The following is a 13,639-nucleotide window of genomic DNA, read 5'->3' as shown; positions in this document are numbered from 1 at the left end:
GACTATAATAAATACATCTTTAGTGAATTTTTTTGTGTTTATTGGGTGCTCATGATTGGTCATACGGAACAAGGCTTTATTCTTACTCGCCACTGGAGCGACACACCAAAAGGTATTGTCGTCTCTTATTGGTTGGCGACGGATAATGGTCCACGCAAAATTACTGTTCCTATGCAACGCGCTATCGGTTTTGTAGCCCGCCAACATGAAACTGTTTTACGCTCACTCATTAATAAAAATCCTGATATAGAAATTCGCCCTCTCGATTTAAAAGACTTTGAAAGGCAGCCGGTTTTTGGTATCTACTGCAAACAGTACCGACAACTCGTTCAACTAGAACAACAACTCAAAGAGCACCACATACGTCTTTATGAGGCCGATATACGCCCTCATGAACGTTATATGATGGAGCGTTTTATCACCGCACCAATTTGGTTTCGTTATCAACAAAACAATACCGTGACACTAAAACCTGCTCCTGATTATCGTCCTACATTGCGAACAGTATCTTTAGATATTGAAACCAGCGAATTCGGTGAACTTTACTCTATTGGACTTGCGGGTTGTGGCGATAATGTTGTGTTTATGCTGACAGATAATGTCCCGGCAGAAAGTGAACACCTACAGCCTGAAAGCTATCGTTTATGTTATGTCAGTAGCCGTTTACGTCTAATTGAAAAGCTCAATGAATGGATGCAGCATTACGATCCCGATGCCATTATTGGCTGGAATTTAATTCAATTCGATTTACGTATTTTACATACCCATGCTCAGCGTTATGGCGTGAGCTTGTTACTAGGTCGTCAAAATAATCCATTGGAGTGGCGAGAGCATAGCTTTAAAAAAGGACATTTCTTTGCCTCAGCACAAGGTCGCTTAATTATTGACGGTATTGAAGCTCTGAAAATGGCTACATGGAACTTCTCCTCATTTAGCCTAGAATCAGTCGCGCAAAGCCTATTAGGGGAAGGTAAAGCCATTGATACACCTTATGCCAGAATGGATGAAATTAATCGGCGTTTTAAAGAAGATAAGCCTGCGTTAGCCTACTATAACTGGCAAGACTGTGTTTTAGTAAACCGCATTTTTGATGCCACATCTCTTATGGCGTTTTTATTAGAAAGAGCTTGTGTCACAGGACTTTCTGTTGATAGAAGTGGAGGCTCCGTAGCCGCGTTTACACACCTTTATCTCCCTTCTATGCATCGCATTGGATATGTTGCCCCTAATCAAGGAGAAAAGCCTGAAGAACATAGTCCCGGTGGCTTTGTTATGGACTCTACTCCCGGTTTATATGATTCAGTCGTTGTGCTTGATTACAAAAGCCTTTATCCCTCAATTATTCGTACTTTTTTAATTGACCCTGTTGGAATGATTGAAGGAACACATCAACCTAATGAAAAACTGTCTATTCCTGGTTTTCGCCAAGCGTGGTTTTCGCGGGAAAAGCACTGTTTACCCACTATTGTGTCGCAAATTTGGCACGAAAGAGATAACGCAAAATTACATAAAAATGCCCCGCTTTCTCAAGCCCTCAAAATTATTATGAATGCTTTTTATGGTGTTTTAGGCTCAGTGGGATGTCGTTTTTTTGATCCTCGTCTGGCGTCTTCAATTACCTTACGTGGCCATGAGATTATGAAAAGAACGCGAGCATTAATTGAAGATAAGGGTTATCAAGTTATTTATGGTGATACGGACTCTACTTTTGTTTGGCTTAAATCGCCACATACTGAGCAACAAGCACAACAAATTGGGCATCATCTAGTACAAGAGGTTAACCAATGGTGGAAAACATACCTTTTTGAAACCTATCAACTTGATTGCAAATTAGAGCTAGAGTATGAAACACACTATCGTCGTTTTTTAATGCCAACCGTTCGAGGTATGGAAACAGGCAGTAAAAAGCGTTATGCGGGATTAAGCAATGATAAGATGGTGTTTAAAGGATTAGAAACCGTCAGAACAGATTGGACACCTCTTGCTCAGAAATTTCAACAAGAGCTTTATACTCGTATTTTTCATCAACAACCTTACCAGCAGTTTATTCGTGATTATGTCGCAGATACGCTTGCGGGAAAATATGATGATAGATTAGTGTATCGTAAACGGTTACGTCGAAAATTATCAGAATATCAGCACCACGTTCCCCCTCATGTTAAAGCTGCACGTAAAGCTGACGAATATAATTTATCCCAAAATAGACCTCAACAATATCAGCAAGGCGGTTGGATTAGTTATATAATTACCCTCTTGGGACCTGAACCATTAGAGCACATTACCGCTGCACCTGATTACGAACACTATATCAATAAGCAGTTAATGCCGATTGCAGATGCTATCCTGCCTTTTATACAAGATGATTTTTCAACCTTGTTAAATGGACAATTGACGCTGACATTTTAAGATGTGTCATTTTGCAGGTGACGGTTTGCTTTGCATCTATTAACATAACGCCCCTTTGGTGATAATTAACTTTTCTTGTTTCAAGAACAGGCATTTTTATCCCACAAATTTTAATGACAACACCGCAATACTGCATTCATTAATAATTCCTAAATTATATATTTGAGAGCTGAGTTTATATATATGCCTTTTACTCTTGGTCAACGTTGGATTAGCGATACTGAAAGCGAGCTTGGACTGGGTACTGTTGTGGCAGTTGATGCCCGCATGGTGACCTTACTTTTTCCTGCCTGTGGCGAAAACCGCCTTTACTCCCGTCATGATGCTCCAATAACGCGGGTGATGTTCAATGCGGGAGATACTGTCACCAGTCACGAAGGCTGGAAACTCGCCATCGATAACGTTGTAGAAGATAATGGCCTTCTTATCTATCAAGGTGTACGTTTAGACACCGAAGAGCCTGCGCAATTACGTGAAGTGTTCTTAGATAACAAACTCACTTTTAATAAACCACAAGATCGCCTTTTTGCAGGCCAAATTGATCGTATGGATCGCTTTGCCTTACGCTATCGCGCACGTAAATTCTTAAGCGAACAATTTAAACAAGCACAAAGTGGCTTACGTGGCATTCGTGCAAGCCTTATTCCTCATCAGCTTTACATTGCCAATGAAGTGGGTAAACGTCATAACCCTCGCGTTTTATTAGCGGATGAAGTGGGTCTGGGTAAAACCATTGAAGCGGGTATGATTATCCACCAACAGTTAATGGATGGTCGGGCTGAGCGTGTGTTAATTATCGTGCCTGAAAGCTTACAACATCAGTGGTTAGTTGAAATGTTACGCCGTTTCAATCTGCGTTTTTCACTGTTTGATGATAGCCGTTATAGCGAATCCTTGTTAGATAGCGATAACCCATTTGAAACAGAACAAATGATCATCTGCTCTTTAGATTTTGTGCGTAAAAATAAGCAACGTTTTGAACATCTCGTTGAAGCAACATGGGATATGCTGGTTGTCGATGAAGCTCATCACCTTGTGTGGAGTGAAGACGCACCAAGCCGTGAATATCAAGTAATTGAAGAGTTGGCTGAATCTATTCCTTCAGTGTTGCTATTAACCGCAACACCTGAGCAATTAGGTCAAGAAAGCCACTTCGCTCGTTTACGTCTGCTTGATCCAAGTCGTTTCCATGACTATAACGAATTTATCAATGAGCAACAAAAATACCGTCCTGTTGCCGATGCTGTCACTATTTTGCTATCAGAAGATGATTTAAACACCGAACAACAAAATATCATCAGCGAAATGATTAGTGAGCAAGATGTTGAGCCATTACTAAAAGCGGCAAATACCAAAGGCGAAGAACGCACTAAGTCTCGCCAAGAACTTGTTCATATGTTAATGGACAGACACGGAACGGGGCGTCTGTTATTCCGTAATACACGCTCTGGTGTGAAAGGTTTCCCTAATCGCCTACTTCGTGCGATTAAAATGCCACTGCCAACACAATATCAAACAGCGATTAAAGTTGCCGAAATTATGGCGGCGAAAAAGAGCCTCGAAGTTCGTGCAAAAGAGATGCTCTACCCTGAACGTATTTACCAAGAATTCGAAGGTGAAAACGCAACATGGTGGAACTTTGATCCTCGTGTTGAATGGTTACTTGGTTTCTTAACTGCAAATCGCAATGAAAAAGTTCTGGTTATTTGTGCGCAAGCGGCAACCGCATTGCAACTAGAGCAAGTTTTACGCGAGCGCGAAGCTATTCGTGCGGCAGTCTTCCATGAAGGAATGTCTTTACTTGAACGCGATCGCGCTGCAGCATATTTTGCGTCTGAAGAAGAAGGCGCACAGGTTCTATTATGTTCTGAAATCGGCTCAGAAGGACGTAACTTCCAGTTTGCAAATCAACTGGTCATGTTTGATCTGCCATTTAATCCTGATTTACTAGAACAACGTATTGGTCGTCTCGATCGAATTGGTCAAAATCGCGACATTGATATTAGTATTCCTTATCTTGAAGGTACGGCTCAATCCGTCTTATTGCGCTGGTATCACGAAGGCTTAGATGCCTTTGAGCATACTTGTCCAACAGGTCGTACTATTTATGACAGCAAATATGATGCACTTGTTAACTATCTTGCTCAGCCTAATGAATTAGCAGACTTTGATGAGTTTATTGCCGCTTGTCGTAAACAACATGATGAAATGAAACTTAAACTTGAGCAAGGCCGTGACCGCCTATTAGAAATGCACTCTAATGGTGGTGAAGTGGGCGTTGAATTAGCGGGTGAAATTGCGGCTCAAGATAATGATCCTGAATTAGTTAACTTTGCGTTGAATTTATTTGATATCGTTGGTATTAACCAAGAAGATCGTAGTGACAGCTTAATTATTTTAACGCCGTCTGATCATATGCTAGTGCCTGATTTCCCGGGCTTACCACAAGATGGTTGCACTATCACATTTGATAGAGAGCAAGCGCTATCTCGTGAAGATACCCAATTTATCAGTTGGGAACACCCCATTATCCGTAATGGCTTAGATTTGATCCTATCAGGCGATACTGGTAGCTGTGCAGTATCTTTATTAAAAAATAAAGCATTACCAGTAGGAACGCTATTAGTTGAACTGATTTATGTCGTAGAAGCACAAGCGCCTAAACATCTTCACTTAAGTCGTTTCTTACCTGCAACACCAGTTCGCTTATTACTTGATCTAAAAGGTAATAACCTAGCCTCTCAAGTTGAGTTTGAAAGTTTTAACCGCCAATTAAATGCGGTTAACCGTCATACTTCTAGCAAACTAGTCAATGCGGTACAAAGCGAAGTACACCATGTACTCAAAGCCTCTGAACCATTAATGGAAGTCGAAGCGAAAGGGCTTATTCAAAAAGCGAAAGAAGAAGCTGATCGCGTATTAACACATGAATTATCACGCCTAGAGGCTTTACGCGCTGTAAATCCAAATATTCGTGATGATGAAGTTGAAGCGATTGAAAATGAGCGTACCCATATTCTTAATCATTTAGATGAAGCAAATTGGCGCTTAGATTCAATACGTTTAATTGTTGTTACCCACCAATAATTACCATTAAAGCGGGGAGTCTTTTGCTCCCCGTTGTTTTGATGAGATATCCACCATGATGGAAGTTTATAACCCGCCGACTGATCCTTGGTTACATATTTTATATCAAGATGAGCATATTATTGCCGTCAATAAACCCAGTGGATTACTATCTGTGCCGGGCAAAGCGCCAGAGCATAACGACAGTATTATGTCGCGCATTAAAGCTGATTTTCCTAATGCCGAATGTGTGCATCGTTTAGATATGGCAACCAGTGGCGTCATTGTTGTTGCACTAAATAAAGATGCTGAGCGTGAGCTAAAACGTCAATTTCGTGAACGTGAACCGAAAAAAACCTATATTGCTCGCGTATGGGGGCATATCGAAAAAGAAGAAGGATTGGTTGATTTACCATTAATTTGTGATTGGCCAAATCGACCAAAACAAAAAGTCTGTCATGAAACGGGAAAAGCAGCGCAAACTTTTTATGAGGTGCTGGAGTATGAAGAGAATGCGACAAGAGTCAAACTCTCGCCAATTACGGGGCGTTCACATCAATTGCGGGTACACATGTTAGCGTTGGGGCATCCTATTTTAGGGGATCGCTTTTATGCACATCCGCAGGCAAGAGCGATGGCTCCTCGCCTGCAGTTACATGCTCAGGAATTATTTATTACGCATCCTGCTTTTCGATCCCCGATACATTTTGAATGCCTTGCCGATTTTTAATGTCTTATGACACTAAAACAGTCACTGAACTCAATGAAGCAAGGAGCAGGCAAAGCGCTAATCCCATAACCCCAACAAGAACACGGACGTTTGACATGGATATAGTTCCTTTTTTAAGAGAAGAGAGAATGAAATAATTAAATTTCACTTATATTTTACCGTGATAAATAATAAACTCAACTCAACCTAAGTTATCTCTATCACGGAATAATTCTCTCTTTTCTCATCTTCTTTTACAAGATGTTAACGAAATCCTTTTTCTTTTTTAATCAAATCGTAAGCAACTTGTATGGACTGTGCTTTTTGTTTTGCAATTTCCATCATTTCTGGTGGCAAACCTTTTGCTACAAGTTTATCTGGATGATGTTCTCCCATTAATTTTCTATAAGCTCTTTTTATGGTTTTAACATCATCGCTCTCCTTAACACCAAGTACCTTACATGCGTCAGAGAGTGTTGGCCCTTGAGGTTGAGGCTGATATCCTTGCCTATTTTGATAATGGAAATTTTGGCCAGCCTGCATCATTGCTAATATATGTTCAAAATGCGCACGCGAAAAACCCAGCTCATCAATAATGATAAACAGCATTTTTCTTTCATTCGGATGCAATTGGCCATCGGCAAAAGCCGCTTGTAACTGAATTTCCAGAAACATCTGAAGTAGGTCACGACGGCCAGCACAAATTTGTCGAACACGTTGCAAGGTAGCTCTTAAGGGAAAATCTGGTGATTTGCCTTCTCTAAATGCTTGCTGAGCAGCTTGACGCCCTACTCCGTGTAAATTCATCCTATCCATCAATTCACTTGCAAGTGAGATATCCGTTTGAGTGACTCGCCCTTTTGATTTTGTTAGGTGTCCTAAAACTTGAAAAGTCGCAGCAAAGAAAAAAGCTTGTCTATCACGAGTATAGCGCCCACCACTTCCTAATTTACCTCGTTGCATGTCATAGAGGTGTCCAAGAAAAACACCAATAACAATACCCCAGAAGCCTACCCCCGCAAAACTACCGATGATAAGGCCTAATAATTTTCCCCAATAGCGCATAGACTCCTCAAATCTTCAATGCTCTGCCTGCAATTTTGCATTATCATACTATTCATTTGCTTGCACACCTAACACCAAGCGACGTCTAAATAGACTTTTTCTTAAAATGAAGAGATTTACTGTTTCTCTTTGGACAGAGGTAATGCTGTTTTCGTTTAAATTGTGTTAAAGTAAAATGAGTGACCAAACGAATAACTTTAGCGTTATTAGACCGCACGAAATACCGCATCAGCGCGGTGTTTTTTTGTTTCTAATAAGGCTATAACCCTATTTCAACACAGAAACATCGAAAAAATGAGGTTTACGCCTATTTTTCGGTTACCGTTAGAACAATGTTCAGAACGTTGGGCTGGTGTCGCATAACTCCCTGCGTTAGTTTCTGGCTGTTTATCAGCATGAAGCCACTGATGACGGAAGCACATAAATACTTATGAAAAAAAGTTATCCCACACTGCTGGCCACCTTAGTTTGGGCCACAATATACGGTCAGCCTGCTTATGCTGATCTTGCCTCCCAATGTTTACTGGGAGTCCCCGTTTATAACAAACCATTAGTACAGGGCGATCCTAATAACTTGCCTGTCACTATCACTGCAAATGATATGCAAGGTGAATATCCTCGCATGATCAAATATAAAGGTGATGTTGATATTAAACAGGGAAACCAAACCTTAAGTGCAGACAGTGTTGAACTGACACAAACTGAGGGAGAGACGCCATTAAGAATGGTGACCGCGACAGGAAATGTCTCTTATGATGATCCTCAAATTATCTTAAAAGGCCCTCGTGCTTGGTCTAATCTTAATAATAAAGATACGGATATTGAGCAAGGTGATTACCAGATGGTTGGCCGCCAAGGCCGTGGTTATGCCGACAAGATGCAAATGCGTGGCGAGAACCGCTATACCATTATGGATAAAGGGATGTTCACTTCTTGTTTACCTGGCGATGATAGCTGGAGCGTTGTCGGCTCTGAGGTTATTTTAGACCGTGAAGAACAAGTTGCTGAAATTTGGAATGCACGTTTTCGTGTTGCTAATGTCCCTATTTTTTACAGCCCTTATCTTCAATTACCTATCGGTGATAAACGTCGTTCTGGTTTCTTAATTCCAAACGGAAGCTATTCTCGTAGTTCCGGATTTGATTTCCAACTCCCTTACTATTGGAATATCGCCCCTAATTATGATGCCACTATTACAACTAATTATATTAGCCGTCGTGGTTTAAAATTAGATAACGAATTTCGTTATTTAACAACGCCGGGACGCGGTACCATCGCTGTAGATTGGATTAATCACGATAGCCAATACAATAAAGACAAAGAAGAAAATAAAGCAGGCTATCTTCCTCGTGATACCGCCACACGTTGGTTATTCTACTGGGGCCATAGTGGTGTCATGAATAATGTGTGGCGATTCAATGCCGACTACACAAAAGTGAGTGATAATAAATATTTTACCGACTTTACCTCACAATATGGTAATACCACCGATGGTTATGCCACTCAAAAATTTAGTACGGGTTATGCACAACAAAACTGGAATGCCACATTAACCACTAAACAGTTCCAAATTTTCTCTGATAATAAAGATGCAAGAGCTTATCGTGCCGAGCCACAACTTGATCTGAATTATTATAAGAATGATGTCGGGCCATTTGATTTCCGAACTTATGCTCAGTTTGTACGTTTTACCAGCGTGGGTGAGAATACACCTGAAGCAAATCGTTTCCATATTGAGCCAACGATTTCACTCCCTGCATCTACGGGTTGGGCAAGCTTTAATAATGAACTGAAAGTAATGGCAACTCATTACGATCAGGACATTCCAGATGCTTATAAGAAAAGATATCCTAACCAATTAGATGACAGTGTTAATCGGGTATTACCACAGTTTAAATCTGATATGAAAGTGGTTTTCGAGCGTCAATATCAGACTAATGACATTACACAAACCCTTGAGCCACGAGTACAATATCTTTATGTCCCTTATAAAGATCAGTCTAATATCAATAACTTTGACTCCGCGTTATTACAGTCAAACTATGGCGGGCTTTTCCGCGATAGAATGTATGGTGGTTTAGACCGCATTGCTTCTGCAAACCAATTAACAACCGGTGTAACTTCGCGTTTTTATGATAGCGAATTGGTTGAACGTTTTAACGTTTCTGTAGGTCAAATCTACTTCTTTGAGCGCCCAAGAACAGGACCTTCTTCTACTGGTAACGAAATCATTAATAGTAAAGATGAAACAGGTTCAATGGTCTGGGCGGGTGATGCCTACTGGCGGATCACTGATACTGTGGGTATGCGTGGTGGTTTACAATATGACCGTCGTTTAGGTAGCGTATCAATGGGTGATGCGATTATGGAATATCGCGCCGATAGCGATCATCTTCTACAGTTGAGTTATCGCTATGTTGATCGTGATTATATTCAAGCAACGCGTGTTCGCCCTTACGATGGTGGTATTAATAAACTTCCTGAATACCAAAAAGGTATTTCTCAAGTCGGTGTTGTAGGCAGTTGGCCATTAGCCGAACGCTGGGGTCTTGTGGGTGCTTATTACTTTGATACTAAAGAATCCGAACCTGTTAGCCAGATGGTTGGTGTGCAATATAATACCTGTTGCTGGGCTGTGAACGTCGGTTATGAACGAAAAATTGTTGGCTGGAAAGTTGACCACAGTGATATTGACAATAAATGGTCAATCAACGTGGAACTCAGAGGCCTAAGTAACAATCATAGTTTGGGTAGCCAGAAAATGCTTGAACGCGGTATCTTACCTTATCAAAGAGCATTCTGATTTAATCAGACTACGGAATTGGCTGAATAAATATGTCATCCCGCAACAAGATGCGGAAAACACATAATGGGAAACTTATGAAAAATTGGAAAACGCTGTTTATCGGCTTAATGATCACGGTCGGTGCAGCTACCAGCTCAACAACGTTTGCTGCACAAGAATTAAACCGTGTATCGGCTATCGTCAATAACGGTGTCGTTCTAGAAAGTGACGTCAATAGAATGCTACAGACTGTCAAAATGAACGCAAAAAGTGCGGGTCAGGAAATGCCTGATGAGCAAGTTCTTCGCCAACAAATCCTAGAGCGTTTGGTGATGGATAACATCATTTTGCAAATGGCACAGCAAATGCAAATTGATATTCCTGATGCAGCAGTAGAATCTACCATTCAAGGTATTGCCGCTGAAAATAAAATTTCACTTGATCAAATGAAAAAACGCCTCTTAGCTGATGGCATTTCTTACAACGAATATCGCCAAGATATTCGCAAAGAAATGATGCTGGCAGAAGTACGTAACAATGAAGTTCGTCGCCGTATTACAATTTTGCCTCAAGAAGTTGATTCTCTTGCTAAGCAAATTGAAAGCCAAGCAAGCCAAAGTGTTGATCTGAATTTAAGCCATATTTTAATTCCATTATCAGAAAACCCTGCTCCAGCAGAAATGGAAAAAGCAAAACAAGTCATTACTCGCATAATGAATCAACTTAAAAATGGTGCTGATTTTGGTAAATTAGCAGCAACTTATTCGGCTGATCCACAAGCTTTAAATGGCGGTAATATGGGTTGGGCATCTATTGATGAATTACCAACTCTGTTTGCAAAAGAATTAGCTAATGCACAGAAAGGGCAAATTGTAGGGCCTCTTCACTCTGGTGTCGGCTTACACATCATTAAAGTAAACGATATTCGTGGTGGCTCAAATACACTCTCTGTCACCGAAGTTAAAAGTCGTCATATTCTGCTGAAAAGCTCTCCAATCATGAATGATGAGCAAGCCTATGCCAAATTACAGCAAATTTCTGCCGATATTCGCAGTGGCAAAATAAGCTTTGCTGATGCAGCAAAAGAATACTCTGAAGATCCAGGTTCAGCATTACGTGGTGGTGAGTTAGGATGGTCAATGCCTGACGTTTACGATCCAGCATTCCGCGATGCGTTAATGCGCTTAAATAAAAATGAATTAAGCCAACCTGTTCGTTCAAATTTTGGCTGGCATTTAATTGAATTAGAAGACACACGTAGTGTTGACAAAACAGATGCAGCTAATAAAGAACAAGCATACCGTTTACTCTTTAATCGTAAGTTTAATGAAGAAGTACAAAACTGGATGCAAGAGCTACGAGTAGGGGCTTATGTGAAAATAATGAACGAGAATAATGCAAACTAAGCAAATAAAACCACTTGTTATCACCCCCGGCGAACCAGCCGGGGTTGGTCCTGACCTGATTATCTCATTAGCACAAATGAGTTGGGATTTACCTTGGGTTGTTTGTGCTGATCCTCAGTTACTTAAAACAAGAGCAGAATTATTAAACCAGCCTCTTTCATTAGTTGAATACGATCCTGCCACACCACCTCAGGCACACACACCAAGCCAAATTTGTGTACTCCCTATTGCACTTCATAACAATGTTATTCCAAGTGCATTAGATGCACGCAATGGGTTATACGTTGTAGAAACATTAGCTCGTGCTTGTGATGGCTGTCTTAATGGCGAATTCTCTGCATTAGTAACTGGCCCCGTTCATAAAGGAATTATTAATGATGCGGGTGTACATTTCACAGGACACACCGAGTTTTTTGCCGATCGTAGTCACTGTGAACGTGTGGTCATGATGTTAGCAACAGACACATTAAGAGTCGCGCTAGCAACCACACATTTGCCTCTACGAGATGTCGCCGATGCTATTACAGGTGAACTACTGCATGAAATTATCACCATTTTAAATCATGATTTAAAAACTAAATTTGGCATAGCAGAACCTCAAATTTATGTTTGTGGCCTTAATCCTCATGCTGGGGAAAGTGGCCATATGGGGCGTGAAGAAATTGATATTATTGAGCCTGCATTAACACAATTACGTCAGCAAGGCATTAGCCTCCATGGGCCTTATCCTGCTGATACCCTTTTTCAGCCTAAATATTTAACACATGCTGATGCTGTACTAGCGATGTATCACGATCAGGGATTACCTGTGCTAAAATATGAAGGTTTCGGTCGTGCAGTGAATATAACACTCGGTCTTCCCTTTATTCGTACCTCTGTTGATCATGGCACAGCCCTTGAGCTAGCAGGTACAAAAAGCGCAGATGCTGGCAGTTTTTGCACCGCATTAAATTTAGCCATTAATATGATACAAAATTGTAATGAATAATAGAGTCCATCAGGGGCACTTTGCCCGCAAACGCTTCGGGCAGAACTTTTTAACAGACAGCTATATTATTGAAAGTATTGTTGAATCTATTTATCCACAACCCGGTGAGGCCATTGTTGAAATTGGTCCCGGTTTAGGCGCTATCACAGAACCCGTTGGCGCGAGAATGGATAAAATGACAGTAGTTGAAATCGACCGTGATTTAGCTGCTCGTTTAGAAGTTCATCCTACATTAAAAGACAAGCTGACCATTATTCAGCAAGATGCAATGACAATTGATTTTGCACAATTAGCAAAAGAACGTCAGCAGCCTCTGCGTGTCTTTGGTAACTTGCCTTATAATATTTCCACTCCACTTATGTTCCACCTTTTCAGTTTTGCTGATGCTATTTCTGATATGACCTTTATGTTGCAAAAAGAAGTGGTTAATCGCCTTGTTGCTGGTCACGGTAGCAAAACTTATGGACGCTTAAGTGTGATGGCGCAATATTATTGCCAAATCATTCCTGTACTTGAAGTTCCACCTACTTCATTTAAACCAGCACCAAAAGTGGATTCAGCCGTTGTTCGCTTGATCCCTTACAAAGAAAAGCCATATCCAGTTACGGATATTGCAATGCTAAGCCGTATTACCGCTCAAGCATTTAACCAACGACGCAAAACATTGCGTAACAGTTTAGGTGGATTGCTAACAGCAGAAGATATGGTTGCTCTGGGGATCGACCCGACTGCTCGCGCAGAAAATATTTCTGTTGAGCAATACTGTAAAGTGGCAAACTGGTTATCACAAAAGCAAGATACTCAAGCATAAGATAAAGCCAGAGACAGGAGGCATTATGTTCACCTCATCAAAAGTGGCGATACAAGTACAAAGTGTTTACATCGAAAGCCAATCATCTCCTGAAGATGAACGCTATGTATTCGCTTATACGGTATCAATTCATAATTTGAATAAATGTGCAATTCGCCTCCTGCGCCGTTACTGGTTAATTACCAATGCACAAGGTAATACGACAGAAGTTCGAGGTGAAGGTGTTGTCGGTGAACAACCACTGATTGAACCCGGTACGCATTACAGCTATACCAGTGGTGCCGTTCTTGAAACACCGATGGGAACAATGGAAGGCCATTATGAAATGATTGATACTGACGGTCGATTATTTCAAATAGAGATCCCTGTTTTCCGCCTTGCACTTCCAACATTGATAAATTAA

10 protein-coding genes are annotated in these 13,639 nt (G+C 40.9%); 8 read left to right on the top strand and 2 right to left on the bottom strand.

Annotation, left to right across the window (positions count from 1 at the left end; genetic code table 11):
• Positions 1 to 51: 51 nt before the first annotated feature.
• The 3 genes from ABN217_RS13060 (at position 52) to rluA (ending at position 6,202) form a co-directional block, all read left to right on the top strand.
• A complete protein-coding gene (locus ABN217_RS13060; RefSeq protein ID WP_197269907.1) occupies positions 52 to 2,406 on the top strand; it encodes a DNA polymerase II in 2,355 nt (784 codons plus the stop codon).
• Positions 2,407 to 2,589: 183 nt separating this feature from the next.
• Positions 2,590 to 5,493: an RNA polymerase-associated protein RapA gene (rapA, locus tag ABN217_RS13055; protein ID WP_196554718.1), complete on the top strand. Its 2,904-nt coding sequence runs from the start codon at positions 2,590 to 2,592 to the stop codon at positions 5,491 to 5,493.
• A gap of 55 nt (positions 5,494 to 5,548) precedes the next feature.
• The gene (gene rluA, locus ABN217_RS13050; RefSeq protein ID WP_164526714.1) at positions 5,549 to 6,202 is read left to right on the top strand and encodes a bifunctional tRNA pseudouridine(32) synthase/23S rRNA pseudouridine(746) synthase RluA; all 654 of its coding nucleotides are present in this window, start codon (positions 5,549 to 5,551) and stop codon (positions 6,200 to 6,202) included.
• A 243-nt stretch (positions 6,203 to 6,445) separates the two neighbouring features.
• Here rluA and djlA read toward each other — a convergent pair whose 3' ends face one another.
• On the bottom strand, positions 6,446 to 7,246 hold the full coding sequence (djlA, locus tag ABN217_RS13045) for a co-chaperone DjlA (RefSeq protein ID WP_196554719.1): 801 nt from the start codon (positions 7,244 to 7,246) through the stop codon (positions 6,446 to 6,448).
• 272 nt (positions 7,247 to 7,518) lie between these two features.
• The gene (locus ABN217_RS13040) at positions 7,519 to 7,668 is read right to left on the bottom strand and encodes a hypothetical protein (protein ID WP_176694725.1); all 150 of its coding nucleotides are present in this window, start codon (positions 7,666 to 7,668) and stop codon (positions 7,519 to 7,521) included.
• Between the two features lie 8 nt (positions 7,669 to 7,676).
• On the opposite strand from ABN217_RS13040, the gene lptD reads away from it, so the two are divergent.
• Genes lptD through apaG form a run of 5 tightly spaced genes read left to right on the top strand, consistent with a single transcriptional unit; the run spans position 7,677 to position 13,639 of the window.
• Entirely contained in the window at positions 7,677 to 10,049 is a 2,373-nt protein-coding gene (gene lptD, locus ABN217_RS13035; protein ID WP_196554720.1) for an LPS assembly protein LptD, read from the top strand.
• 50 nt (positions 10,050 to 10,099) lie between these two features.
• A complete protein-coding gene (gene surA, locus ABN217_RS13030; protein ID WP_072070045.1) occupies positions 10,100 to 11,437 on the top strand; it encodes a peptidylprolyl isomerase SurA in 1,338 nt (445 codons plus the stop codon).
• Positions 11,427 to 12,425: a 4-hydroxythreonine-4-phosphate dehydrogenase PdxA gene (gene pdxA, locus ABN217_RS13025; RefSeq protein WP_349459499.1), complete on the top strand. Its 999-nt coding sequence runs from the start codon at positions 11,427 to 11,429 to the stop codon at positions 12,423 to 12,425. The genes surA and pdxA overlap by 11 nt, the downstream gene beginning before the upstream one ends.
• The gene (gene rsmA / locus ABN217_RS13020; protein WP_115350151.1) at positions 12,418 to 13,236 is read left to right on the top strand and encodes a 16S rRNA (adenine(1518)-N(6)/adenine(1519)-N(6))-dimethyltransferase RsmA; all 819 of its coding nucleotides are present in this window, start codon (positions 12,418 to 12,420) and stop codon (positions 13,234 to 13,236) included. Before pdxA ends, rsmA begins: the two co-directional genes overlap by 8 nt.
• Before the next feature lie 25 nt (positions 13,237 to 13,261).
• Positions 13,262 to 13,639: a Co2+/Mg2+ efflux facilitator ApaG/CorD gene (gene apaG / locus ABN217_RS13015; RefSeq protein WP_109409103.1), complete on the top strand. Its 378-nt coding sequence runs from the start codon at positions 13,262 to 13,264 to the stop codon at positions 13,637 to 13,639.

Source organism: Proteus sp. fly-1067 (assembly GCF_040139345.1).
In the GTDB taxonomy this organism is placed as follows: Bacteria; Pseudomonadota; Gammaproteobacteria; order Enterobacterales; family Enterobacteriaceae; genus Proteus; species Proteus vulgaris_B.
The sequence above is the reverse complement of the archived record's forward strand: the minus strand, read 5'-3'. Positions and strand labels throughout refer to the sequence as shown.

Bases quoted from the DNA above. Each gene is read 5' to 3' on its own strand.
- ABN217_RS13060 (WP_197269907.1), top strand. From the start codon at position 52: ATGATTGGTCATACGGAACAAGGCTTTATTCTTACTCGCCACTGGAGC.
- rapA (WP_196554718.1), top strand. From the start codon at position 2,590: ATGCCTTTTACTCTTGGTCAACGTTGGATTAGCGATACTGAAAGCGAG.
- rluA (WP_164526714.1), top strand. From the start codon at position 5,549: ATGATGGAAGTTTATAACCCGCCGACTGATCCTTGGTTACATATTTTA.
- djlA (WP_196554719.1), bottom strand. From the start codon at position 7,246: ATGCGCTATTGGGGAAAATTATTAGGCCTTATCATCGGTAGTTTTGCG.
- ABN217_RS13040 (WP_176694725.1), bottom strand. From the start codon at position 7,668: ATGTGCTTCCGTCATCAGTGGCTTCATGCTGATAAACAGCCAGAAACT.
- lptD (WP_196554720.1), top strand. From the start codon at position 7,677: ATGAAAAAAAGTTATCCCACACTGCTGGCCACCTTAGTTTGGGCCACA.
- surA (WP_072070045.1), top strand. From the start codon at position 10,100: ATGCGGAAAACACATAATGGGAAACTTATGAAAAATTGGAAAACGCTG.
- pdxA (WP_349459499.1), top strand. From the start codon at position 11,427: ATGCAAACTAAGCAAATAAAACCACTTGTTATCACCCCCGGCGAACCA.
- rsmA (WP_115350151.1), top strand. From the start codon at position 12,418: ATGAATAATAGAGTCCATCAGGGGCACTTTGCCCGCAAACGCTTCGGG.
- apaG (WP_109409103.1), top strand. From the start codon at position 13,262: ATGTTCACCTCATCAAAAGTGGCGATACAAGTACAAAGTGTTTACATC.